General features: G+C 58.3%; 26 protein-coding genes, 1 tRNA gene and 1 pseudogene. 9 read left to right on the top strand and 19 right to left on the bottom strand.

The genetic code is table 11. The features are described from left to right. The first annotated feature begins 21 nt into the window (after positions 1-21). The 7 genes from ACA070_RS06565 to ACA070_RS06595 all read left to right on the top strand — a co-directional run bounded on the left by ACA070_RS06565 (position 22) and on the right by ACA070_RS06595 (position 4,916). Positions 22-756: a PA3715 family protein gene (locus ACA070_RS06565; RefSeq protein WP_403098873.1), complete on the top strand. Its 735-nt coding sequence runs from the start codon at positions 22-24 to the stop codon at positions 754-756. Between the two features lie 26 nt (positions 757-782). Further along, complete coding sequence (locus ACA070_RS06570) at positions 783-1,511, top strand: PA3715 family protein (RefSeq protein ID WP_403098875.1); 729 nt, start codon at positions 783-785, stop codon at positions 1,509-1,511. 6 nt (positions 1,512-1,517) lie between these two features. Then, positions 1,518-1,955 carry a fosfomycin resistance glutathione transferase gene (gene fos / locus ACA070_RS06575; protein ID WP_497450502.1) on the top strand — a complete coding sequence of 146 codons (438 nt, stop codon included), beginning with the start codon at positions 1,518-1,520 and terminating at the stop codon, positions 1,953-1,955. Between the two features lie 43 nt (positions 1,956-1,998). Continuing rightward, the gene (locus tag ACA070_RS06580; RefSeq protein ID WP_438660521.1) at positions 1,999-2,637 is read left to right on the top strand and encodes a LysE family translocator; all 639 of its coding nucleotides are present in this window, start codon (positions 1,999-2,001) and stop codon (positions 2,635-2,637) included. 76 nt (positions 2,638-2,713) lie between these two features. Further along, on the top strand, positions 2,714-4,063 hold the full coding sequence (locus tag ACA070_RS06585; RefSeq protein WP_497450503.1) for a sensor domain-containing protein: 1,350 nt from the start codon (positions 2,714-2,716) through the stop codon (positions 4,061-4,063). Positions 4,064-4,180: 117 nt separating this feature from the next. Then, positions 4,181-4,339 (top strand): KGG domain-containing protein, encoded by a 159-nt coding sequence (locus ACA070_RS06590; protein ID WP_497450504.1) that lies wholly within the window; start codon positions 4,181-4,183, stop codon positions 4,337-4,339. A 73-nt stretch (positions 4,340-4,412) separates the two neighbouring features. Beyond that, on the top strand, positions 4,413-4,916 hold the full coding sequence (locus ACA070_RS06595) for a DUF4142 domain-containing protein (protein WP_497450505.1): 504 nt from the start codon (positions 4,413-4,415) through the stop codon (positions 4,914-4,916). A gap of 66 nt (positions 4,917-4,982) precedes the next feature. On the opposite strand, the gene ACA070_RS06600 is transcribed toward ACA070_RS06595, so the two are convergent. Then, positions 4,983-5,393: a low affinity iron permease family protein gene (locus tag ACA070_RS06600; protein WP_497450506.1), complete on the bottom strand. Its 411-nt coding sequence runs from the start codon at positions 5,391-5,393 to the stop codon at positions 4,983-4,985. A 239-nt stretch (positions 5,394-5,632) separates the two neighbouring features. Here ACA070_RS06600 and ACA070_RS06605 point away from each other — a divergent pair, with 239 nt between their 5' ends. After that, positions 5,633-6,718, top strand: coding sequence for a type I restriction endonuclease (locus ACA070_RS06605; protein WP_497450507.1), 1,086 nt, complete (start codon positions 5,633-5,635; stop codon positions 6,716-6,718). A gap of 54 nt (positions 6,719-6,772) precedes the next feature. Here ACA070_RS06605 and ACA070_RS06610 read toward each other — a convergent pair whose 3' ends face one another. After that, a complete protein-coding gene (locus tag ACA070_RS06610; RefSeq protein WP_497450508.1) occupies positions 6,773-7,312 on the bottom strand; it encodes an AidA/PixA family protein in 540 nt (179 codons plus the stop codon). Between the two features lie 125 nt (positions 7,313-7,437). Beyond that, positions 7,438-7,941, bottom strand: coding sequence for an inclusion body family protein (locus tag ACA070_RS06615; RefSeq protein WP_007903283.1), 504 nt, complete (start codon positions 7,939-7,941; stop codon positions 7,438-7,440). A gap of 532 nt (positions 7,942-8,473) precedes the next feature. Between ACA070_RS06615 and tam the strand changes: the two genes are divergently transcribed. Further along, the gene (gene tam / locus ACA070_RS06620) at positions 8,474-9,244 is read left to right on the top strand and encodes a trans-aconitate 2-methyltransferase (protein ID WP_497450509.1); all 771 of its coding nucleotides are present in this window, start codon (positions 8,474-8,476) and stop codon (positions 9,242-9,244) included. Between the two features lie 262 nt (positions 9,245-9,506). Here the strand turns inward: tam and ACA070_RS06625 are convergent, their stop codons facing one another. From ACA070_RS06625 to ACA070_RS06700, 16 genes and pseudogenes are all read right to left on the bottom strand, one after another. Continuing rightward, entirely contained in the window at positions 9,507-10,235 is a 729-nt protein-coding gene (locus ACA070_RS06625) for a class I SAM-dependent methyltransferase (RefSeq protein ID WP_497450510.1), read from the bottom strand. Between the two features lie 419 nt (positions 10,236-10,654). Next, entirely contained in the window at positions 10,655-10,924 is a 270-nt protein-coding gene (locus ACA070_RS06630) for a short-chain dehydrogenase (protein ID WP_497450511.1), read from the bottom strand. Between the two features lie 536 nt (positions 10,925-11,460). Continuing rightward, a complete protein-coding gene (locus ACA070_RS06635) occupies positions 11,461-11,820 on the bottom strand; it encodes a helix-turn-helix domain-containing protein (RefSeq protein ID WP_403098909.1) in 360 nt (119 codons plus the stop codon). After that, positions 11,820-12,122 (bottom strand): type II toxin-antitoxin system HigB family toxin, encoded by a 303-nt coding sequence (locus ACA070_RS06640; RefSeq protein WP_497450512.1) that lies wholly within the window; start codon positions 12,120-12,122, stop codon positions 11,820-11,822. Before ACA070_RS06640 ends, ACA070_RS06635 begins: the two co-directional genes overlap by 1 nt. Before the next feature lie 279 nt (positions 12,123-12,401). After that, positions 12,402-12,475 (bottom strand) — tRNA-Gly (locus tag ACA070_RS06645). A gap of 181 nt (positions 12,476-12,656) precedes the next feature. Continuing rightward, the gene (locus ACA070_RS06650; protein ID WP_131063203.1) at positions 12,657-13,541 is read right to left on the bottom strand and encodes an alpha/beta fold hydrolase; all 885 of its coding nucleotides are present in this window, start codon (positions 13,539-13,541) and stop codon (positions 12,657-12,659) included. Positions 13,542-13,852: 311 nt separating this feature from the next. Further along, a complete protein-coding gene (locus ACA070_RS06655; protein ID WP_497450513.1) occupies positions 13,853-14,545 on the bottom strand; it encodes a pseudouridine synthase in 693 nt (230 codons plus the stop codon). Positions 14,546-14,602: 57 nt separating this feature from the next. Beyond that, positions 14,603-14,797, bottom strand: coding sequence for a cysteine-rich CWC family protein (locus ACA070_RS06660; protein ID WP_497450514.1), 195 nt, complete (start codon positions 14,795-14,797; stop codon positions 14,603-14,605). 42 nt (positions 14,798-14,839) lie between these two features. After that, a pseudogene (locus ACA070_RS06665) lies at positions 14,840-14,956 on the bottom strand (diguanylate cyclase domain-containing protein); the annotation flags it as partial. 60 nt (positions 14,957-15,016) lie between these two features. After that, positions 15,017-16,795, bottom strand: coding sequence for an allophanate hydrolase (gene atzF / locus ACA070_RS06670; RefSeq protein ID WP_497450515.1), 1,779 nt, complete (start codon positions 16,793-16,795; stop codon positions 15,017-15,019). Positions 16,796-16,820: 25 nt separating this feature from the next. Further along, the gene (gene uca, locus ACA070_RS06675) at positions 16,821-20,450 is read right to left on the bottom strand and encodes an urea carboxylase (protein ID WP_497450516.1); all 3,630 of its coding nucleotides are present in this window, start codon (positions 20,448-20,450) and stop codon (positions 16,821-16,823) included. Between the two features lie 306 nt (positions 20,451-20,756). Beyond that, complete coding sequence (locus ACA070_RS06680) at positions 20,757-21,410, bottom strand: urea amidolyase associated protein UAAP2 (protein WP_497450517.1); 654 nt, start codon at positions 21,408-21,410, stop codon at positions 20,757-20,759. Positions 21,411-21,421: 11 nt separating this feature from the next. Next, positions 21,422-22,147, bottom strand: a complete 726-nt coding sequence (locus tag ACA070_RS06685) for an urea amidolyase associated protein UAAP1 (RefSeq protein ID WP_497450518.1) — start codon at positions 22,145-22,147, stop codon at positions 21,422-21,424. Positions 22,148-22,158: 11 nt separating this feature from the next. Further along, positions 22,159-22,947, bottom strand: coding sequence for an ABC transporter ATP-binding protein (locus ACA070_RS06690; protein WP_497450519.1), 789 nt, complete (start codon positions 22,945-22,947; stop codon positions 22,159-22,161). Next, positions 22,944-23,759, bottom strand: coding sequence for an ABC transporter permease (locus tag ACA070_RS06695; RefSeq protein ID WP_497450520.1), 816 nt, complete (start codon positions 23,757-23,759; stop codon positions 22,944-22,946). The genes ACA070_RS06690 and ACA070_RS06695 overlap by 4 nt, the downstream gene beginning before the upstream one ends. Positions 23,760-23,775: 16 nt before the next feature. After that, a complete protein-coding gene (locus tag ACA070_RS06700) occupies positions 23,776-24,843 on the bottom strand; it encodes a putative urea ABC transporter substrate-binding protein (protein ID WP_497450521.1) in 1,068 nt (355 codons plus the stop codon). Positions 24,844-24,882 lie beyond the last annotated feature (39 nt).

Here is a 24,882-nt window from a genome sequence, read left to right on the forward strand (position 1 = left end):
GAAACGCGCAAGGAACAAGGAATGACATTGAAGTCTGGGTGGATGAGTTGTGCGGCGCTGTGCGGATTGGTGATGACGACGCAGGCGTTCGCTGAATGTGAATCACCGTTTCTGGCAGGCGATTTCGGCTATTCGGTTTGCAAAGACTGGCCGGCCTATCCGGGGCTGACGATTACAGCGTTGTCGCAGTTCGAATCGGGGTATTCGGCAAGTGATTATGGCCCTCAGGGTAAATATGATCTCGATCTTGCTGTTGTGTCGGCTGGCGATTCGAAGCCGCTGGCGACATATCACAAGGCATCGGCTTTTGAGTCGGATGCCATAGCCTTTGAAAATCTGCAGATCGATACCGCACGTTACAAGCTCACGCCTGACATAAGAGCGTTTGGCGTGCGCGTCACGTTCAACGGCTCGTCTCGGCTCAATCCTGTGAGCGAAAAGTTGCTCTCGCTCTACGTAAGGGAGGGCAACAAGTTGCGCCCCGTCCTGGATAAGCTCATCACCTATGAGTATGGCGGTGAATGGGATGGCAATTGCGCCGGTGAGATTTATCAAACCACCCGTACGCTAGAAATCGGCAAAACCAGTTCACATGGATACGCCGACTTGATCGTCAAGACAGTGTCCACCAGCGAAGTCGGGAAAGGCGAAGGGGAGGCATGTGAATCCAAATCCATTACAGCCAAACCGGTGCTGACAACACTTCGATATGACGGTAAAAACTACGTCCTGCCGCAAGGGTTCAAGGGCTTGTAACTACTGCGAACCGATCAGGGAAGAACATGCTAACCGTAAAGAAACTACTGAATCCACTCGCGTTACTCGGCCTGATTACGGCTGTCAGCCAGGTACAAGCGGGCTGCGAAGAAGCGCCCTTCGGCGAGCGAACGTTCACCATTTGCAAAGTCTGGCCGGCGTATGACGACCAGACCATTGTGGCCTCATCGACATTCAAGCCGGATTCCGCCGACGCCAACAACGATGGCGGAAACGTCGATCTGGAACTGTCGCTCATTCACTCGTCCAGCTCGAAACGCCTGGCCACTTACCATAAAAAAGACGCCTATTATTCGGACGCCGTGGCGTATGCAGGGTTGTCCATTGATACGGCACGCTACAAGTTGACGCCGGACAGTCGCGCTTTTGGTATTCGTTCGAGTTTTGAACACAGCTCAAGCGTCAATCCTTACCACAAGACGGAGCTGGCCTTGTATCTCAAGGAGGGCGATACATTGCGTCCGGTATTGGAAGGGCTGGTCATTTCTACGAGCAGGGGCGAGTGGGACGGCAACTGCGCAGGAGAGGGCGAACGAACACAAAGAACCGTCGATATGGGCAAAACAACTCATAACGGATTTGCAGATCTTGTTGTCAGTTCCACCGTGACGGTGACCACAAACTTCTTGGTAGGCGAAGAGTGCAAAGATACGTCCAGCAAGTTGAAAACAACCCGAGTTACCCTGAACTACGACGGTAAACAGTACGTCGTGCCAGAAGCACTCAAAGGCTAATCGCCCATGCTCACCGGCCTCAACCACCTGACCCTCGCCGTCTCCGACCTGAACCGCAGCTTGGCGTTCTATCAAGATCTGCTGCAACTTCGCGTCGATGCCACTTGGGACACCGGCGCTTACCTCTCGCTGCCCGGTCTGTGGCTGTGCCTTTCCCTCGATCCACTGCGCAAGTCTGACCCCGCCGCCGATTACACCCATTACGCCTTCACCATAAGCGCAACCAATTTCCCCGTGTTCGTCGATCACCTGCGATCCGCCAACGTGCAGGAATGGCGCGATAACCGCAGCGAAGGCGCGTCGTTCTATTTTCTCGACCCGGACGGCCACAAGCTTGAAGCCCACGTCGGGGACCTGGCGTCCCGACTGGCAGCCTGCCGTGAACGCCCGTATGCGGGAATGAAGTTCTTCGACGATCAGTCAGTCGATATTCTCGAGACCTGATATAGACTTGCGCCCATTCACCAAACAGTTAAAAGGATGTCCCATGACCCCATCGCTGCTAATGGCCGTTCTCGCCTCGGGTTTTATCTACGGCATCACGCCGGGGCCGGGTGTGTTGGCGGTGTTTGGCATCGGTGCGGCGCGTGGACGACGGGCCGGGGCGGGGTTTCTCTGTGGGCACTTGCTGGGGGACGTGGTCTGGTGCAGCACGGCGCTGATCGCGATTGTCGGCGCACGGGAAATCGGTAGCACGGCGTTCGATGTGTTGGGCGTGCTCAGCGGGCTGTACCTGTTTTGGCTTGGTTTGCGCGCCATACGGGCGAAGCGCAGCAGCGCCGATGCGCCTCAAGGCCCGGCGCGCCAGCCCTTTTGGCATGGCATTCTGTTCGGCCTGACCAATCCAAAGGCTTACCCCGTGGCGGTGGCGACGTTCACGGCGCTGCTGTCGAGTCGCGCGGAATTGCTGCACTGGTCAATGCTGCCGTGGTTGATTGTCCTGAGCTTTATCGGTGGCCTCATGGCCTACGCTATCCTCATTGGCATTGTCGGTGCGCGGCAGGTTCGCACCTTGTATCAACGCCATGAACTGGCGATCACCCGGTTGTGCGGAGTGATGTTTATCGGTTTTGCCATTAACGCCCTCGCTCATGCACTGCCGGGGCTGGTGACGAACAAGGCTTGAGCGCACGGATGCGTCAGTTGTACTGATCGGTCAGGGAGGGTTTTTTTTGCTGCATTGTCCGGACACCCTCATCGCCATGGCAACCAGAAACTCCGCGCCGTTGGCGAGCTACATTGATCTCTTGCTGGACGCCGTCTGTGCGGTGGATAAACAAGGTCGCTTCGTATTTGTCAGCGCGGCCTGTGAGCGTATTTTCGGCTACACCCCGGACGAACTGATCGGCCAGCCGATGATCGACATGGTGCATCCCGCCGATCGGCAGCGCACCCTCGACGCCGCACGCGAGATCATGGGCGGCGAGCCCAAGCTCAACTTCGAAAACCGCTACCTGCGCAAGGACGGCGCGGTGGTGCATATCCTGTGGTCGGCGCGCTGGTCTGAAGTCGATCAGCTGCGCATCGCCGTGGCCCGGGACATCACCGAGCGCAAGCAGGCCGAGTCTCGGCAAGCGGCGTTGTATGCGATCTCCGAAGCGGCCCATGCAGCGGAAGATTTGCTGGCGTTGTTCAAGCGTATTCATTTGATCATCGGCGAATGGCTGCCGGCGCTGAATTTCTCCGTGGCGCTGTATGACGAACACTGCGCACAACTGAATTTCCCCTATCACGTCGACGACCACGAACTGCAACCCGAACAGCCCGGAACCATGACCGGTCGCCTCTGCGCCGAAGTGATTCGCAGCGGCCAGCCAATTTTGCTGACCCCGGACCAGGACACTCCGCCAGAGGGATTTGAGGTGCTGGTCGCCGGGCCGGATTCGCCTTGCTGGCTGGGTGTGCCGTTGAACTCGCAAAACGGCACCATCGGCGCGCTGATCGTCAAAAGCGTACCGGGTGGCGAGCGCTACACCGAGCAAGACAAGGAATTGCTGCAATACGTCTGCGCCCAGGTCGCGACAGCGATCGAGCGCAAGCAATTGCATGCCCGATTGCAACGCATGGCCCAATACGACCAACTGACTCAACTGCCCAACCGAGAGTTGCTGCGCGACCGGCTCAAAGACTCGCTGGCGCTGGCCCGCGCAGACTCCGGACGAATGGCGCTGCTGTACGTCGACCTTGACCGCTTCAAGGAAGTCAACGACACCCACGGCCATGCGGTCGGCGACATGCTGTTGCAAGCGGTCGCCAATCGGCTCAAGGGTTGCGTGCGCGAGACCGACACGGTGGCGCGCATCGGTGGGGATGAGTTTGTGGTGCTGTTGCACAGCATCCACGCGTCGGAAGACGCTGAGCGCGTGGCGGGAAAAATCCGTCAGGTCCTGGCTCAACCCCTGCGCCTGGACGGGCACAGCGTCAACATTCAGCCAAGTATCGGCGTCGCGCATTACCCCGAGCACGGCACGGAGGAAAAGCAGCTGTTCCGGCATGCCGATGAGGCCATGTACGCCGCCAAGCGCCAACATCACCAGCACCTCGGGGCCTGAAAAACTTCCCACCGTTCGTCGCGGCGATTTCAACTTTTCTAAACCTTTGTGGTGATCGAAATTCAGATTCTATGCGGGCTCCTGCTCGCCGCGATCATTACCAAGAGGTAGAGAATCATGCCTAATTCAAGAAACTCGAACTCGGGAAACTTCGCCAACGATCGAACCAAGGCGTCTGAAGCCGGTCGCAAAGGTGGGAAAACTACCACTACGACTGTCGATAAAGAACCTGTGAAACCCGATACGGGCCGCAAAGGTGGTCAGAAGTCGAAGTAGTCGCAAGGTAGTTTTGATCGAGAGGCGGGGGCGAAAGCTCCCGCTTGAATTTTTTCAGAAGGAGGGCGCGACCATGAGCCGGATGGCCACCCGATTACGCACTGCCAGTTTTGTCACGTTGCTGGGCCTGTTTGCCAACAGTGCCTTCGCCCAATCGCCCGCCGAATTCATCAACGATGCGTCGGCCAAAGGCATGGCCGACATTGAAGCCAGTCGCCTGGCGCACCAGAAAACCGAATCCAAAGAGGTCAAGGATTACACCATCGTGGTCATCAACGACCGGACGACCGCCAACCAGCATCTGGCGAAGATCGCCAAACAACTGGATTTACCGGTTGCCCCACGGGAAGAAGTGGTCGACAAGGCCAAAGCCTTGATGCCGCAAGTGAAGGACGACGCCACCTTCGACCAGGCTTACGCCGCCAGTCAGGTGAAAACCACCCAGGAAGCCATCGAGCAACTTCAGCAAACCGCACAGACCACCGACGTGCCGGAAATCAAAGCCTTCGCTGAAGAAACACTGCCTAAATTGCAAAACCATCTGCAAATGGCCAGGGCGCTTCAAGCCGGTCGATAACACCGCGTTTTACGACGTTCAAAGCAAACGGCGCGTGATTCACATCACGCGCCGTTTTGTTTGTGCTCAGCACTCATTCAAATCCTGTTTACGCTTGTTCGAAGCGGTCAGCCCCTCCAGGCCATGCACCTCGTTCTCGCCCATGGCGCGATAGTGTTTACGCAGCGCCTCCAGTTGCTTGAGGTCCAAAGATTCCAGCCCGAGCATGGCGTTCTGCGCCTCTTTGTTCACCCGCAGCAACTCATCGATTTTCAAGTGCAGGATGTCGGTGTCGCGGTTCTGCGTGTTCTGGATCAGGAACACCATCAGGAATGTGATGATGGTGGTTGAGGTGTTGATGATCAGTTGCCAGGTGTCGTTGTAATCAAAAATCGGCCCGCTCATTCCCCATACAGCGATCAGAATCAGAGCCCCCATAAACGTCTTGGGACTGCCGGCCCAGAGGGCGAGTTTCTGCGAGATTTTTGCGAATTTCATTGCCGTGTTCCTTATAGGGATGCGCCTGAATTTGTGACAGCGCGGGCGGGATGAAAATTCTGCTGACTTTTCCTGTGTTCATTGGAAACGCAGGTTGGCTCGGGCCTGGGTGAAAGAATCCTCTGTGTTTCACAATTCATGGTCGGAATCTTTCTTTGTGCCGGTTTGTGACTAGTATCAAGGGCAGTCAATTTGCCAGCATGCAAACACACGGATCGAAATCAGCTAAGAGGCCACTCATGGAATTCTTCGAAAAGCTCACATGTCTAGCCGCCAAAGTTCGTTTGCAAGGCGCTGCAATCAAGACGGAAGAAGCGACCAAGAACGCGTTTGTCATGCCCTTTATCAGCACGGTGCTGGGCTACGATGTCTTCGATCCGACTGAAGTGACTCCCGAATTTGTTTGCGATATTGGAACAAAGAAGGGAGAAAAAATTGATTACGCAATCATGAAGGGGGGCGAGGTTCAGATCCTCATCGAGTGCAAAAAAATTGGCGAGCCATTGCACATCAATCACGCCTCTCAACTGTTTCGTTACTTCCATGTCACCAGCGCCCGAATTTCCATTCTTACCAACGGTCAGGTCTACAAGTTTTTTACCGACCTGGACGCGCCCAACAAGATGGATGAGAAGCCGTTTCTTGAACTCGACCTGTTGGATATCGACGAGTACTCCGTTCCTGAGTTGGTCAAGCTCACCAAGTCAGCCTTCGATGTGGATTCGATCATCAGCGCCGCAGGTGAGTTGAAGTACGTCAGCCAGATCAAGAAGGTCATTGCTTCACAGGTCAGCAAGCCCGATGACGACTTTGTGAAAGTGTTCGCTTCGCGTGTATACGACGGAGTGATTACTCAGAAGGTCCGTGAGCAGTTTCATGAGCTAACGAGAAAGGCAGTGGTGCAGTTTCTCAACGACCAAATCAACGACAGACTCAAGTCGGCCATGAGTGGAGCTATTCAACCAGCCTTGGCTTCTTTGCCGGTTTCCTCCGGCGGAGCTGAGCAGCCGGATATGCGAGACGAATCTGAGGACAAGGTTTTGACAACCTTGGAGGAACTGGAGGGATATCACATCGTCCGTGCCGTGGTTCGGTCTGTTGTCGATGCAAAGCGGATTGTTCAGCGCGATACCCAAAGTTACTTCGGCATTCTGCTCGACGACAACAACCGCAAACCGATCTGCCGTCTGCACTTTAATCGTTCCCAAAAATACATCGGTATTTTTGATGAGGAGAAAAACGAAACCCGGCACGCCATAAACTCGATAGACGATATCTACGAGTACTCGGATCATTTGAAGAAGACTGTTGGATATTACGACTAGCGCAGTGCAGGCAAGAAAAACCGGCCCTTGAGGCCGGTTTTTTGTGGGAACTGTTCAAGCGGAAAGCTTCACTTCGACCTTCCAGCTGAAATACCCCATCACCTCGCAACGCTGGTCAACCAGCATGAAGCCCAGTTCGCAGGCTGCCACGCCTGGGGTCAGTTGCGAGCATTCCCAGTAGTGATCATCGGCCTTGTGGCTGCCAGGTTGGGTCGGGTTATCCGGGTCTGGAGCCGGCACGGTAACGTCGCCGTTAACCAGCAGTTTCGGCAGCGACAGCACCTGGGTATCGCCCACGGCCATGTCGTAGAAAACCACGCTGCGTTCGGCGATCAGACTTACGGTTCTGGCGCGAATGTGGAAGGTTTTTCCATTGCTGACTGTCAATGTTAGTTTGCTGTCATTTTTACCTGTTTTATCAACGTCCGTTGAATTGACGACGTAGATGAAACCATTGGTGATCGTCGTCGGGTTTTCGGCTTCCAGACTGGGTGTTGGATAATTCGAAAGCAGCGATTCGGCATCAACAATCAGCAAAACATTGTTGGCAGTCGCGACACTGGATGAAGGAGATTTGATCGGTTCGGAAGTCATCATGGATTCCTTTCATGATGTTGACGCAAAACGGTAACCGCTTCGGTTCAAGCGAGACATCCTGTTCCAGCCGAGGCGGCAACGAGCTCGATAGGCCCCTCGTTGCCAAGGGGCCCGGCCCAGCATCAGTTACGGATGGTAATGAACGGATCCCATGTGCAGCAGCCGATGATCTGGCAGTCGCGATTCACGATCAGAAACTGGAAGTGATAGGTCACACTGCCGCAGGCAAGGGTTTCCGAAGACCAGTAATGGTTATCGACCTTCTGGCAGCTGGGCACCGACGGATTGCTGGTGTTCGGGACTGCAAAGGAGGCGGTAGCCTTGCGTGGCGTGGGCGTAGAGATCAACTCGTTGCCTGCGTTACCGACGAACTTGTAGAAAATCACTGCTTGCTCGAAGCCCAGCGACAGGCTGGCTTCACGCCAGCGGATCAAATCGCCTACCTGGGCTTTCAAGTTGAGCTCGCCACCGGCCTGGCCACTTACCACGTTGTTCTGATTGGTCACCATGTACACATGATTGACGTCGATCATCGTCGGCGCAGCAGGGTTTTTACTGATGTTCGGGTAGTTTTTCAGAATGGTTTCGGTGTCGATGGAAACAAGTACATCCGTGACTCGAGACATAGTAAAGCTCCATTTTCATAGTGAATGCCAGGCTACTTTCCAGGCATGACAACGTTTGTTTGCCTTGCGGCCGTTGCGAAAACACTACGGGCGGAACCCACCGATCACGGGAGAAAAGTTGGCCTTGCTCCCTGCGTGCAAACTGATAAGTCGGGTTCCTTCCGACGGCCGCGATTAGGACTATAGATGCGAAACGAAGGCTGTCAAAATTGATTGGCTGCATGTTCGACGAGCGGTCGATATAGTTATGACCTCCGATGATTTAGCGATAAAAAACAGCTCCTTCAAAACCGCTTTGCTGCTCCGAGGCCAAGTGATGCCAGTTTCAGGCAATAGACAGATATGACCTGTTACAAGTGGCCAGGCAGGAGCATGGCTGGAAAGGGGGGCAAGTTTTGCTGATTCACTCGATGAGGCGGGTCAACTGACACCTTTCGCCATAGGTCGGATAGAGCAGGGCGCACCGGTCGGGGTATCGTAGCGAACCGCTTGTGCGCCGCTGGCCACAACAACGCACCGACAGGAGAACGCAATGAGTTGGTCCGCCAAACAATACGTCGCTTTTGAAGATGAACGCACACGCCCGGCCCGTGAATTGCTCGCGGCGATCCCGCCGGTGGACGCGCGCTCGGCCATCGACATCGGTTGCGGTCCCGGCAATTCGACCGAGTTGCTGGTGGAGCGCTTCGCCGATGCCATGGTGCGTGGCCTGGACAGTTCGACCGATATGATCGAGGCCGCCCGCAAGCGTTTGCCGCAGTTGCAATTCGACACGGCTGACATCGATACCTGGAACGAAACGGGCCCCTTCGATGTGATTTTCGCCAACGCGGTGTTGCAGTGGGTGCCCGATCACGCGACGTTACTGCCTTCGCTGGCCGCCCGACTGACCCAGGGCGGCAGCCTGGCTATTCAGATGCCTGACAATCTCAACGAGTCTTCCCATCGCCTGATGCGCGAAGTCGCTGCCGATGGGCCGTGGGCCAGCAAGTTGGCGGACGCCGCCGGGCAACGCACGGAAATGGCGAGCGCCAGCGAGTACTACTCGATGCTGCGACCGCACTGTGCGCGAGTCGACGTGTGGCGCACCACCTACCATCACCCGCTCGCGGGCGGCGCCTCGGGCGTGGTTGAGTGGTTCAAGGGCAGCGGCTTGCGGCCGTTTCTCGAACCGCTGGATGAGGCGGAAAAAGCGCAATACCTGAAGCAGTACCAAGCTGCGATCGAGCAGGCCTATCCGGCACTGAGCGATGGTTCGGTGCTATTGCCATTCCCGCGGTTGTTCATCGTCGCGACTCGCTAGTGCGTATAAGGGACGGATCACGCCGAACGTTATCTGTCCCTTCGCCGAGCACTCAAATATTCAAAAATAAACGAAGCAAAGCCGAACAACCCGATCATCGTAATGATCATGATCCCCAACTCTGAATGGTCCATGTTGATCTCTTGGCGATGTGTGAGCTGACACAATAAAGGTTCTGTGGTCAGGTCCGACGCAGCGCTACTGCTTTTTTACTGGCTTCCGGGAATCCATACGCGAAAATTACGAATACCCGGCCTGGTGCTCAGCGCTGAACGCCGACCAGCATCATCATCGGCCGCTCCCGCTCTTCGGCCAGGGCCGGTTGCGCCGCTACCTGTGCATCGGTCGGGCCCCATTCGTTGACCTGCTGGATGCTGAAACCTGCGCCAATCAGCGAATTGAGCAACGTGCCGATAGTGCGGTGCTGCTTGATCACGCCTTCGGCCAGCCAGTTGGTTACGCGTTTGCCTTCCCGTTGATAACTGTCCACCGGCCAGCGCTTGTTCCCTTCGCTATCAATCAGCCAGCCCGGATTACGCGGGGCCATGAAGATTGGGTGTTCGATGGAAAATACGAAGCGTGAACCGGGTTTAAGGGCTGCGTGAATTTCTGCGAACAGACCTGGAAGATCCTTGATGTAGTGCAGCGCCAGAGAGCTGTATGCCAGATCAAAACTGGCTGCGGGCAGATCGAGTTGTTCCAGATCGGCACGGGCGTATTGGATATTGGTTGCCGACGTCGTGGTGCGTGCCTGCTCCAGCATTTTTTCCGAGACATCCAGGCCGAGCACGCTATCGGCACTTTGATCACTGGCCCAGCGGCAGAACCAGCCATAACCGCAGCCGAGATCTACGACTTTCAGGCCTTTCATGGGTGGCAGCATTGCTTTTAGCGCAGACCATTCGGGAGCGGCGTCGAGGCCGCCGATGGAACGGGCCATTTGGCTGTAGCCTTGAAAAAATTCCGGGTCGTCGTAGATGTTTTGAGTCATGTTTGGAAAGCTCTGTTGAGATCGTTCATGGGCGGCACTTGATGTGCGGCCGATTGGGGTCCCTCGGAGAGTGATGGCGCGTGTTCGTCGATGGCCGCGCAGGGGAGAGGGCGATTGAAGATAGGGGAGATGTTATCGGGTCAGGAGGGGGAATGAGTTGTACGTTGGGGATTTGTAAGCTCGATTCAGTTGCAAACCGTCATCCAGAATAATGCCGGGCAGTTAAGCGTGACACCGAACCTGTGGCGAGGGAGCTTGCTCCCGTCGGACTGCGCCGCAGTCCTTTTTGGGGCCGCTTCGCGACCCAGCGGGAGCGAGCTCCCTCGCCACAGTGACACATCGCTCATGCGATCTCTTTCTGACCAATGTTGGCCGGCCATGACACGCAAAGGGCACCCCGAAAGGCGCCCGGTTTTACGTCAGGATGGTTCCGCATCCATGCGTCGAGCAATGACATCCAGCACATCGCAACCGTCGCGCAAGGGCACACAGCACAGCAATGCAAAGTCGCTGAGGATCACCGAGTCAGACGTGATGTCTCCTCGCATTGCGAGGTTTTCAAGAAGCTGCGTCACGGCTCGGATTCTGTAACTGGCAGTGCTGAGCAGCGAGTGTAGCGGTTGGGTGGTGTTGACGTAGAGCGAGGGAAGGTCGTCGGCGTTGCTGGTTAAAGCCATGTATTCGTTCATGAGTAAAGCTCCATTGGGTTAAGAGGTCTACCACTCAATCGTCGCCAAACGAAAAGGGTGGCAGCTGTACGCAGGTTGGCGAACCGGACAATGGACAACCCGGCAGACCCGAAAGTCTCCCGCGCACAGCTACCAAAAGCAGGCAGCTAAGTGCTTTAAAGCGATCCGAAAACTGATCGGAAGCTTTTGTTCATTGGATCGAGTCGCCAAACCCGAAGCGCCATTTTGGCGCCGGCTCGACTATAGGCCTCGATTCAAATGCACAGCAATGCGCAAGTCTACGGACAATTCCCACCGTAGTGTAGGACCTTGCCTTTTCGATAATTGGCCACTTTCGTGCCACTAGTGAATGGTTTGTCGACTGCTAATTGGCAGGCGTTGACTGACCGTTCTGGATGAAGAACCAGCGTTTCACTAAATCTTACCCACAAAAAAAACGGCCTCTAAGGACCGGTTTTTTTGTCTTCCAAACTTTCCCGTCAGAACCATCCTGAGATGTAGCCCAAATCCAACGGAACTGGCGATGAGGCCACCCGTCAGGCAACACCCGCAAGCAAGCTCTCATAAGGAATCCTCAATCCGTCGTGCAGACGTTTGATCATCGACAAGCTCAGTTTGCGCTTGCGATTCAGCACTTCGGATACGCGCCCGCTCGTCCCAATGAAGGGTTCCAGGTCGCGAGGGGTCAGGCCTTGTTGATCCATACGAAATTTAATGGCCTCAATCGGATCGGAGGGCGGCATTGGATAGTGCTCGTCTTCGTATTTTTCGATGAGCAGCGCCAGAATTTCCAGCTCATCACCTTCAGGCGAACCAATGTCTGCCCCCCACAGTTGCTCTATACGAGCAAATGCAGCGGTCAGATCTTCCTGGCTGCGAATCGGTTTAATGTCCATTACACGGTCTCCGCGTTGATCTGATCATATTGGGCGTGGGTGCCGACGAATCGTATGAAACCAAGCTGTCGCAGATAGTCGATTGCCAGAATCACTCGATATTTGTTGCCGCCGATGTTGAATACAACCCTGCCGCCCTTGAGGATGCTCGCCGTTCTCAGCTCCGCCTTGACCTCTTGTGGCGTGCGATAAATGGCTTTTTCCATATGTCGATACCATTCAACAAGCGGTGTTTCGGCGTCAGTGTAAGCCGGACTGCTTTCCCAGAATCCCCGCAAGGTCCCTTTTGCAATCACACGCACCACACATCCTCCCGTTTTGGGAGATGGTAGTCTTCGCTCAGGAGAGATGCAACGTTACTGTGCAATGCCGCAATGGTTCGCAAGAGGCTTGAAACCGGCTTTCAATGATGAAATCTGTTAATGAGTTAAGAAAAACGCTAACAAAACACCGGTTTTGCGCGAAAACGTTAATTTTCGCCTTGAAAACACAAACCCCAGACACAAAAAAACCGGCCATCAAGGCCGGTTTTTTCTTTACCTGCATCCCCCGTCAAAAAACAACGTGAGAAAAAATTCGATTGGAGCGGGTGAAGGGAATCGAACCCTCGTTATCAGCTTGGGAAGCTGGAGTAATGCCATTATACGACACCCGCTCAGAGCGGCTGACTTTGTACCAGATGTGCGCGTGGAAATGAAGTTTTTCTTTGCGCTGGATAGCTTTAGCGCAGGTGAAGCAAGACATCAGACCGCGTAACGGTCGTTCGCGGGCAAACCTCGCGCCTACAGGAATGCGTTCAATACTGTAGGGCGAAGCTTGCTCGCGATGACGCTGTTTCAGATAGCCAATGCATGTTGGTCCTGGACGTAGTGGTAGCGCGGTCGGCTGGCGTGTTGCGCCGGTTTCAGGAAGCCAAGCAGTGCGTCGCGGCTGTCTCGGCAGGCAGCTTTGTGCTCCATGTCGAGAAAGTGGCCGGTGGCCTGCAAGGTGCTGAAGGTGGCGTTTTGCACGTGGTTGGCGAACAACCGGGCGCCATCGGCGGCGGTGTATTCGTCCCATTCGCCGTTCATGAACAGCACCGGTACGTTGATTTTCTCTGCGGCTTTGAGAAAGCACTGGCGGTCGCTGTTAAGCAGATCGCTGATATGAAAGTGCATCTGCCCGTATTCATGCTCGGCCAGGCTGCTGACGTGGCGATAGTTGAAGCGCTTGAACAGCGTCGGCAGGTGTTTGCCGATGGTGCTGTTGACCAGGTTGCCGACCCGGTCGCCGTCACGGCTGCCGAGGTAGTCAACACCGCGCTCGAGGTAGTCGAGCATGTGCGCGTTGATCTCCGGAGAGAACGAACTGATCACAGCTTTTTCGATGCGCCGTGGCTGTTGGGCCAAGGCGACCAGGGTTGCGGCGCCACCCCAGGAAAATGACAGCACGTGTTCTGCGCCAAAGTGGTCGATCAGCTCCAGGAGGATCTGCCCTTCGACTTCCTTGGTCAGCAATTTCTCATGCAGGTTGTGGGCTTTTGACTTGCCCGCGTAGGGCTGGTCGTAGCAGACCACATTGAATTGTGGATGAAGGTTTTTCACAGTTTGTGCAAACGACGCAGTCGTGGCCATCGAGCCGTTGACCAGGATGATGGTCTTCTCTGCGGCGTCTGCGCGATAGAACTCCGTGTAAACCCGATACTGACCCTGTATATCCAGCACAGCGATTTCTGGCCTCATGTCATCAGACTCCAAGCAAGCGGGTATGCGCGCAAATGAGATTGCACGAACTTTGTGACAGGTAGGCATACGCCTGAAATTTGGAGGCCCATGTCGATCCGTACAGCAGGTCGACGGGTATTGTTATTGGCGGGCAGTCTGCCGGTCTGAGGCGGAACCTGAGGGTTCTCTAACCGGCAAAAAGTTTCTTAGAAGTATGTTGTGACTAGTCGGTCACATTTCGGCCGACGTCCTGATTCAAGCAGGGGTCACGTGATCGCGCAAGTGCCTTTCGTAAATTGTTCGACAACTTCTGCTCAGCGGTAGGCTGCTTAGATCAAATGGATCTCTTCGGTGCGTAATGCCCGGTACTCGCCCGGTTTCAGCGCACTGTCGAGCACCAGCGGGCCCATGCGTTCGCGGTGCAGGCGCAGCACCTTGTTGTCGAAGTGGCCGAACATCCGCTTCACCTGGTGATAACGGCCCTCGATGATGCTCAGACGCGCCGACTTCGGCCCGAGCACGATCAGCTCGGCCGGTTGCGTGGTGAGGTCTTCGAAAGCGAAGTACAACCCTTCAGTGAATTTCAATGCGTATTCCGGGCCAATCTCCTGCTCGGTCTCGACGTAATAGACCTTGGGCAGTTTGGTCTGCGGTTGGGTCAGGCGCCGCGACCAGCTGCCGTCGTTGGTGATCAGCATCAGGCCGGTGGTGTTGAAATCCAGACGACCGGCGATGTGCAGGTCATCGCGGTCCGGCTCATGGATCAGGTCGAGTACGGTCGGGTGCTCCGGGTCGCGGGTCGCGCTGACGCAGCCGGGCGGTTTGTGCAGCATGAAGTAGCGTGCGGGTTTGCCGACTTGCAGCACTTCTTCATCGACCTCGACGCGGCTGAACTCGAGTACCTCGGCATGCGGGTCGGTGACGGTTTTTCCGTCAACCCGAACGCGCTTTTCCACCAGCAACAGACGCACCTGCTTACGGTTGAAGCGCGGCAGGTTGCTGAGGAAACGGTCAACGCGCATGGCTGGGGTTCAGTTGGAAAAGGGCCGCGTATCTTACGTGATCGGCCGATTACTTGCTTACAACTGCGCCTCGACCTCGGCACAGCGCGGGCACAAGCAGGATTTGTCGCGCAGTTCGGTCGGCAGCGCTTCGAGCACCGCCGGGTCGATACTGACACCAAAGCACCAGCACGCCTGATCGACGGTTCGCGGGTTGGCCAGGGTGCAGGCGTTGGAGGCGCCGCAGGCGGGGCATCGGTCAGGCGTGTTCATGCAGGATTATTCATAACGGGAGTGAGGCATTTCCACATAGGTTCAGTTACGGCCGGCTTGCTTGGCCCGGTACATCGCATGATCGGCCCGAGACAGCAGGGTGTGCAAGGTTTCATCGACCTGCAACGTGGTAAGGCCGATGCTCACTGTCAGCTGCAGTTCCACCCGGACCTTGTGGGAGCGAGCTTGCTCCCACAGGTTCCGGGTCATTATTTCGCACTATGTGCGGGATCGCAGATAAGCACGCCACCCGCCGAGATGACTGATATTGGCCGCCCCCTCCAATCCATACCCCTCACAAATAAACCCACTCTCCCAACGCCCGTCCGCCAGTTGCACCTTGCCCAATCCCAGCGGCGCCGGAATCCCGGTCAAAAACGAGCCCAACTCACTGCTCGGCAACTCCCAAACCTCCACGGCAATCGCCACACCACCGTCCTTCACCCGCACCATCCCCGGACGAAACGGCGGCCCACCGGCCAACGCATACAGCTGATAGTCAGGCGAGCTAAACGTCGTCTCGACCAAGCGAGCCCCGCGCTTCTTCAGTTGCCAGTTCAGCGCCAGCCCATCCAGATGCGCGCCGCACACCACCAGTCGAGCGCGATCATTGCGGGCGACAGTCGTCGGTGCAGGCTCAGTCGAACGGCGCTGCAGGGCATCCGCCACACCCAACAAATACTGATCGGTAAACGCCCGGCCGAACACGGTCACACCCCAAGGCAAACCGTTCCCCATAAAACCGCTGGGCACGGAGACGGCGGCGTAATCGAGCAAGTTCATGAAGTTGGTGTAGTAACCCAGCTCCGAATTGCGCAGGACCGGCTCGGCGTCCAGTTCTGCCAACGTAACAGGGCGTCCAATGGTGGGCGTGACGACGCAATCAAGATTTTCCAGTGCTTGGTCGCACAGCGCCTTCAGGGCTTGCAGCCGGTACTGGGCACGGAACGTCTGTACGCCATTCACCGCCGGCGCCTTGGCCAGCACCGCGCGAATCACCGGCAATACGGCTTCAGGATTCTGCTCCATCAACTCGCCCGCCACGCTGTAGCGCTCCGCCACCCACGGCCCTTCATACAGCAGCCGCGCCGCTTCAAGGAACGGCGACAAATCCAGTTCCACCGCTTCACCCCCCAACGCCTTGAGCTGGTCGATGGCATCACCGAACAACAACGGGCCTTCAGGGCAGCCGAAAAATTCCAGGTCCTGTGCACGCGGTACGCCGAAACGGAAAGGACGCGGCGTGCCGAAGGCCGAGCCGTCATTCCACATCGGGTTGCGGCGGCTGTATTCATCTCGCGGGTCGAGGTGCGCGGTGAGCGCCAGCAACTGACTGGCCTCCCGGGCCGTCGCGGTGAATGTGGTCACGCAATCGAGCGTGCGACAGGCTGGCACCACACCCGCCGTGGAGATCAACCCTTTGGTGGCTTTCAACCCGACCAGATTGTTCAGCGCCGCCGGCACACGTCCCGATCCCGCCGTGTCGGTGCCCAACGAAAAACTCGCCACGCCCAGCGATACCGCCAGCGAAGATCCGGCGCTGGAACCGCCCGACGGATACTCCGGCAATACGCTGTTCGGGCATGCGCCATAAGGCGAGCGACTGCCATTGAGGCCGGTGGCGAACTGGTCGAGATTGGTCTTGCCCAGGGGAATCGCGCCCAGCGCCAGCAACTGCTCGACGATGGTCGCCGACCGTTCCGGCACATAAGCAAACGCCGGGCACGCTGCGGTGGTGGGAATACCCGCCAGGTCGATGTTGTCCTTGATCGCAAACGGCACACCAAACAGCGGCAGGCTGTCGAGGTCGAGGTCGCGGCCGTCGAGCGCGGCGAGGTAGGGTTCCAGTTCTTCAACACTGAGCAAGTGGATGAACAGGTGATAATCCGGGTTCAGCGCCGCGGCTTTGTCGCGCAGACCCAGCAGCAATTGACGGGGCGTGATGTTACCGAGGCGATAAGCGCTGCGCAGGGCGTCGAGCTGCAGATTGATATTCATGGCGTCATTCCTTTTCTAAATGGGTTCAGTCGAGTTCCAGCACCACGACGCGCTGTCCGGCGCGCACCGCCGAACCCGGTTGCACGCGGATCTCGCGCACCACGCCGGCCATGGGCGCGAGCAGCGGAATTTCCATCTTCATCGACTCCAGAATCACCAGCACATCACCGGCGGCGACGCGGCTGCCGGTCTGCACCTGAACCTGCCAGAGGTTGCCGGCGATGTGGCTGTCGACGCTCATTTCACCGTTGGCCAGCGGTGCGTCTTCGGCCGCTTCCGGGGCCGGTTCTTCGCTGTCGAAATGCGCCTGGCCGCTGGCGATCCAGCGTTCGCGCTCGGCGTTGAACGCGCCTTGTTGCTGATCGCGAAACGCAGCGATGGTCTCGGCTTCTTTCGTGAGGAAGGCCTGGTAGTCCGCCAGATTCAACTGGCTGTGCTCGATGTTCAAATCAAAGCGCCCGAGCGGGAAGTCCCGGCGAATGCGCAGCAGTTCATCGGCGCTCACGGGGTAGAAACGGATCTGGTCGAAAAAGCGTAGCAGCCATGGTTTGCCATCGAATGCGGCGACTTCGCGGTAGCGATTCCACATCTGCAGCGTGCGACCGACAAACTGATAACCGCCGGGGCCTTCCATGCCGTACACGCACATGTAGGCGCCACCAATGCCCACCGAGTTTTCCGCGGTCCAGGTGCGGGCCGGGTTGTACTTGGTGGTGACCAGACGATGACGCGGATCGAGCGGGGTGGCGACCGGTGCACCGAGGTAGACATCACCCAGGCCCATCACCAGATAACTGGCGTCGAACACCGTGCGCTGCACTTCGTCGAGGTTCGGCAGGTCGTTGATGCGGCGGATGAACTCCAGATTGCTCGGGCACCACGGTGCGTCCTTGCGCACGGTGGTCATGTATTTCTCGATTGCCAACTGACAGGCCGGGTCGTCCCAGGACAGCGGCAAATGCACGATGCGCGAGGGCACTTGCAAGTCTTTGGCGGCGCACACGGCGTCCCATTCACCGGCGACGATGCCGAGCAGATCGGTCAAGGGCAGTTGCTCGGGCTGGTAGTGCACTTGCAGCGAGCGGATGCCTGGGGTGAGGTCGATAACGCCGTGGAGGGTTTTGCTTTCCAGGGCTTGCATCAGGGCGTGGGCGCGGAAGCGCAGGACCAGATCCAGTTCCGGTGCGCCGATTTCCAACAGCAGATGAGTGTCCCCCGACAACCTCGCGACCAGCCGCGTATCCCCCTGACCCAAATCCAATACCACAGGCGACGCGATCCCCTGTAGGAGCTGGCTTGCTAGCGATGAAGTTGACGCGGTGTCTGTTAGGGCCCCATCGCCAGCAAGCCGGCTCCTACAAGGGGAATTCCATTTCAAGGCGAGATTTCGGGCAGTTTCGAGATCGACTGGAAGGAACTGGACTTTATCCCCGGCCTTGAGCTGCCCAAGCTGCCAAAGATCTGCCTCGATCACCGTAACCGGGCAAACAAACCCGCCCAGGCTCGGGCCATCCGGCCCCAGAATCACTGGCATGTCGCCGGTGAAATCCACCGCTCCAATGGCGTATGGATTGTCATGAATATTCGACGGGTGCAGCCCCGCTTCACCCCCATCAGCCCGCACCCATTCCGGCTTCGGTCCGATCAATCGCACGCCGGTACGGCTGGAGTTGAAATGCACTTCCCACTGGGTCGCAAAGAAGGTGCCGATGTAGTTTTCAGTGAAATATTCCGGTGCACCGTGGGGACCATAGATCACCCGGACCTTCCGCACTGCGGGTAACTCGGTGACGTGGTCCAGTTGTTGACCGACGCCACGGTCTATCAACGCAGGCACATGCAACACGTCCCCGGCACGCAACGCACGACCGCCATGCCCACCAAACTGTCCAAGGGTGAAGGTACTTTTGCTCCCCAGATAATCCGGCACCTGCAAGCCGCCACGCAGGCACAGGTAGCTGCGAGCGCCGGCCCCTGCAATCGTGCCGAGGCTTAACGTGGCGCCGGCCGGAATCAGCAGCGCCGTGTTCATCGCTACGGTTTCACCGTTCAGCGTCAGCGGAATCACCGCGCCAGTGACCGCCACCACCGCATCACAATTGAAGCGCAGCAACGGCCCGCTCATGGTGATTTCCAGCGCAGCGGCACCTTCATCATTACCCAGCAGAAGATTACCCAAACGCAACGCGCGACTGTCCATCGGACCCGACGGCGGCACGCCCACCGCCCAGTAACCGAGCCGGCCGGGATAGTCCTGAATGCTGGTCTGGGTGCCGGCGCTGAGCACCTCAAATGTGTTGGCCTGATACACCAGGCCCTCCAGGCAACGGGTCCACGGCTGGCCGCTGGCAAACGGCGCATCGAGCAGAATTTGCCGCAGATAATCGCGGTTGGTTTCCACGCCATACAGCAGACTGTCACCCAGCGCCTGATGCAGATCGGCAGCGGCCTCTTCACGGGTCGGCGCCCAGCTGATGACCTTGGCGATCATCGGGTCGAAGTACGGCGGGATCTCGCAACCGGCCTCGACCCACGTGTCAATGCGTAGGTTTTTGCCATCGGCGACAGGGAAGTTCACGGCGGTCAGCAAGCCTGGGCTTGGCTGGAAATCACGACCCGGATCTTCGGCATACAGCCTGGCCTGAATCGCATGGCCGTCGGCTTTCAAGCCTTGGCTCAACACATTCAATGGCGGCAAATCACCGGCCGCCAGTTCCACCATCCAGCGCACCAGATCGACGCCCCACACTTGCTCGGTGACGCCGTGCTCCACCTGCAAACGGGTGTTCACTTCGAGAAAGTAGAAGCGCTGAGCCTCACTGTCGAAGACGAATTCCACCGTACCGGCGCTGCGGTAATTCACGGCTTTTGCCAGTTTGATCGCCGCTGCGCAGAGTGCTTCAGCCATGCCTTCGGGCAGGTTCGGTGCCGGGGTTTCTTCGAGGACTTTCTGGTTGCGGCGCTGCACCGAGCAGTCGCGCACGCCGAGGGCAATCACGTCGCCACGGCCGTCGCCAAACACCTGAACTTCCAGATGACGGGCGCGCTGGATGTACTTCTCGATGAACACCCCCGCGTCGCTGAAGTTGTTCTGGCCGAGGCGTTTGACCGCTTCGAAAGATTCACTCAACTCGGCCGCGCTGCGGCACACGCGCATGCCGATGCCACCACCGCCAGCGGTGCTTTTGAGCATGACCGGATAGCCGACCTGTTCGCCGGCAATCAACGCCGCGTCGAGGCTGTCGAGCAGCTCGGTGCCTTCGAGCATCGGCACGCCGTGTTGCTTGGCCAGGGCGCGCGCGGTGTGCTTGAGGCCGAACACGCGCAGTTGCTCTGGCGTCGGGCCGATGAAGGCGATGTCGGCGGCTTCGCAGGCCTCGGCGAACGCGGCGTTTTCCGAGAGGAAACCGTAGCCGGGGTGGATCGCCGTGGCGCCAGTGGCTTTGGCGATGGCGAGGATTTTGTCGACCGCCAGATAGGTGCCGGCGGCTGCGCCTTCACCGAGGCTGTGGGCTTCATCGGCTTGCAGGATGTGCAAACTGGCGGCATCGGCTTCGGAGTAAACGGCAACGCCTTTGACCTGTACGTCACGCAGGGTGCGCAGGATGCGGCAGGCAATGGCGCCACGGTTGGCAATCAGGACCTTTTCGAACATGGCATAACCCCCGGAGGCGATAGCGCATCAGCCTCGACCTGGGATGCGGGCCGTCCCGCAGTTTTTCGAAATGCACCCGGGCCGTCCCGGGCGAAATAACAATCTGCTTTTTTGTGGCGAGGGAGCTTGCTCCCGCTCGACTGCGGAGCAGTCGAAAATCAGCCGCCGCAATTGCGGGGGCCGCTTCGCGACCCAGCGGGAGCAAGCTCCCTCGCCACAGGGTTTAGTGGTGTTCCGGAGTTTTGAGGCACTGCCCGGAACGGGCCTGGCACAGGGCAAACAACCACCGTCGCAACCGCGCTAATTTCAGTTCCATACCAATAGCTCCGCAGGGGTCGGGTTGTAGGCGTTGCACGGGTTGTTCAGTTGCGGGCAGTTGGAGATCAGCACGATCACGTCCATCTCGGCCCGCAGGTCGACGTATTTGCCCGGTGCCGAAATCCCGTCTTCAAAAGTCAGCCCGCCGTCGGCAGTCACTGGCACATTCATGAAGAAGTTGATGTTCGGCCCGATGTCGCCCTTGCCCAGTCGTCCGTCATGGACGCAAGCGCGCAGGTAGTTGTCGCGGCAGCTGTGCATGTAGCGTTTTTCCAGCGCGTAACGCACGGTGTTGCTCTCTTGCGCACAGGCGCCGCCGAGAGTGTCGTGACGCCCGCAGGTGTCGGCGACGATGGTCAGCATCGGCTTGCCGAGGTTGGAATACAGCACGCTGCCGGTGCTCAGGTAGACGCTGTTCTGCCGGCGCAACGTGCGCTGCACGTCGTAACGTTCCTTGGGATTGGCAACGCTGTAGAACAACGTGTCGACGGCCTGATTGCCTTCCAGGTCGAGGATGCGCAAGGTCTGGCCAGCCTTGACCTCCATTAGCCACGGTTCGCCGGCCGGGATGGTGGCGCGGTAGACCGCGGTTTCGGGCAGCCTGTTTGTGATAACGGCAGCGGTAGCGATTGCAAGTGACATGGCAGCGATCCTCAGGCGAACAGGCGGTCGGTGTTGATGAAGCCGCGCTCGTTTTCCGGGCGCGAGGTGCGGCAGTGTTCGGCGACGCTGGCGTCGGCGTTCATCCAGCTCAACTTCAAGGGTTTCGGTGCGTATTCCGGCGATGGGTCCATCGGGTGTTGCAGCGCGGTCAGCACCACCAGCGTGTCCATCGGCGCGTACAACTCGATGTAGTCGCCAGCCTTCGAGTTGCCTTCGACGAAGTGGAAACGCCCGGCCTCATCGACGTTCACACGGCTGAACAGGTTGAGGGTCATCAGTAGATCCGACAGGCCCAAACCCCACTTGCCCAATTCCACCAACAGGTTGTCGGTGCCGTTGCGGAAGAAGCCATTGCGCAGTTCCTGGTAGCGGCCGGCGCCGTACTTTTCCGCGACTTCTTCAGCGCAGAGCACGCCGCCGAGGCTGTCGCTCCAGCCGCAAGTGTCGGCGGTGATTGCGGCTAGCACGCGGCCCATGTCCGAGTACAGGCAATGGCCAGCGGTGAGCTTGGCGGTGTGTTGGCATTTGAGGCTGTCGGGCAGGTTCAGGCGTTCTGTTTTTTCATTGGCATTGAGCAGCGTCAGGCTGACGTTGGCGCCACCGCGCAGGTCGGTCAGGCGCAGCAGTTGGCCGCGTTTGAGCACGAACGAACGATGGCCGCCGCCAGGGAGCGTTTCTTCGGCGAAGGGTGGGAACAGTTGAGTCGAATCAGTCATGTGCAAATCCTCTAAGCGATACGAAGCGTGCCTGCCAGTTCAGCCGGCAGGGCGTCGACGGCGGCGCGATGGGCGCGGCGGTCGCTGTTCAAAGGGATGTCGTAGGTGATGCGCGCGCCATAGGCGCCGGGGGCGTGCGGGTCGACGCGGACCTTGTCGAACACCAGCAGGCGAGTGCCGAGGCTGAAACCTTCGGACAGGTCATGGGTGACCATGAACACCGTCAGTTGCGTTTCGCGCCACAGTTCCAGCAGCAAGGCGTGCATGTCTTTGCGGATGCCCGGATCGAGGGCGCCGAACGGTTCGTCGAGCAGCAACACACGGGGTTTCATGATCAGCGCCTGGGCGATGGCCAGCCGTTGCTGCATGCCACCGGACAGCTGCGCCGGGTACTTGTCCAGCGAGTGACCGAGGCCGACTTTGTGCAGCAGCACCGAGGCCTGTTCGCGGGCTTCTTTTTTGGCACTACCGAACAAGCGCCCGAGCAACGGCGAGCGCGGCAGTTCGAGGCCGAGGGCGACGTTGTCGAGCACGGTCAGGTGCGGGAACACCGAGTAACGCTGGAACACCACGCCACGGCTCGAATCCGGTTCGCCCGCCAAGGCCTGGCCATCCAGCAGAATCTCGCCGCGACTGGCGCGTTCCTGACCAAGCAGCAGCCGCAGGAAGGTCGATTTACCGCAACCCGACGCGCCGACCAAGGTGCAAAATTCACCCTCGTTGACGTTCAGGTTCAACCCTTCGAGCACCACTTGATCGGCGTACTGCTGCCAGACGTTTTTTACCGTGATGAAGCTCATGCGCGGGCTCCTTCATACCAAGGAAAGGCCCGTTGGGTCAGGCGCTTCAGGCCCCAATCCATCAGCCAGGCGAGCAGGGTGATCCACACCACGTACGGCAGAATCACGTCCATCGCCAGGTAACGACGCACCAGGAAAATCCGGTAGCCGAGGCCGTCGGTGGAGGCGATGGCTTCGGCGGCGATCAGGAATAGCCACGCCGACCCCAGCATCAACCGCAGCGAGATCAACAATCGTGGCAACAGTTGCGGCAGCACCACGCGCAGCATCAGGGTCCAGGTTGAAGCGCCGAGGGTCTGAGCCTTGATCAGCAACTCGACCGGTATCTCACGGGCGCGTTGTTCAAGATCACGGGCCAGGCACGGGGTGATGCCGATCACGATCAGCATCACTTTCGACAACTCCCCCAGCCCGAACACGATGAACAGAATCGGCAGGATCGCCAGTGGCGGCACCATCGACAGCACCGTCAGCAACGGCGACAACGGCGCGCCGAACAGCGGCAATGTCCCGGCGGCAATGCCCAGGCACAGCCCGGCCAGTGCGCTGATACCGAGGCCGATGGCCAGGCGGCGCAGGCTGGACGCGGTGTCTTGCCACAGCAGGTATTCACCGGTGCGCGTGTCGGCGGTGAAGGCCAGGCGTTTCACCGCGTCGGTCATCTGCACGGCGCTCGGCAGCAGCTTGTCGTTGGGGTTGTCCATCAGCCGCTCGGCCGAGCCCATGAAGTAGGCGAGCAGCACCAGGGCGAACGGCAGGATCACCAACAGCAGGCGACTCGGGCGATCCGGGTGGCGATTGATCAGGCGCATGGCCAGGTCCTCCTGATTACAGCTTGGCGTCAGCGGCCATCTGCACATAGGTCGGGTCGAAGCGCAGCTTGAGGTTGGTCTTGTCGCCGCTGGTCACGCCATTGGCGAAGGCCATGCCGACCGCGCTGGTGTCCTTGGCGCCTTCACCGAGCAAGCCGTGCTGGAACGAGAACTCGGCGACTTTGCGCATGGTTTCCGGCAGCTGCTTGCTGGTGGAGAAGTCCAGGGCTTCCTTGGGCGTGGCGAACAATTTGGTGGTGTCGAGTTGCGACTGGAAACCGGCCAGGTCGGTGCCCGAGGCTTTGGCCATGTGTTCCAGCGCGGTTTTGCTGGCGGCGTTTTTCGCGTTCATCAACTCGACCACTTCGAACCAGGCGCCGGTCAGCGCTTTGCCCAGGGCCGGGTTGTCTTTGAGGGTGGCGCTGTTGACCACCATCATGTCCATGATTTCGCCGGGGATCTGGCTGGAGTTGAAGACTTCGGTCACCGCAGGCTTGGCCTTGATGTCGGATAGCATCGGGTTCCAGGTGGTGACGGCGTTGACCTGATCGGTGTTGAAGGCGGCCGAGATGTCGGCGTCGGAGGTGTTCACGACTTTGAGGTCTTTCTCGGTGAGATCGACCGAATCCAGCGCCCGAGCCAGCAGGTAATGGGAGACGGACAGCTCGACCAGATTGACGTCCATGCCCTTGAGGTCGGTGACTTTCTTGCCGTCGCCCTTGAGCACGATGCCATCGTTACCGTTGGAGAAGTCGCTGACGATCAGCGCGGTGCTGTCGACGCCACCGGCCGCCGGAATGGTCAGCGCGTCCATGTTGGTCATGGTGCAACCGTCGAACTGGCCGGCGGTGTATTGGTTGATGGATTCGACGTAGTCGTTGAGCTGCACCACATCGATCTTGATGCCGTACTTCTTCGCCCATTTGTCGACGATGCCTTGGCTGCCGGCGTATTCCCATGGCATCCAACCGGCGTAGATGGTCCAGCAGACGCTGAAGTGGTCTTTTTGCGCGGCCTGGGACGAGACGCTCACGAAGGCTGCGAAAGCAGCGGCGAGCAGGGCGGGTAAACGAAGCTTGAGCATGGGTGGTTCTCCAGTTGATCAAGGGCGGGCAGAAGTCAA

The organism is Pseudomonas sp. LBUM1678, from assembly GCF_059695575.1.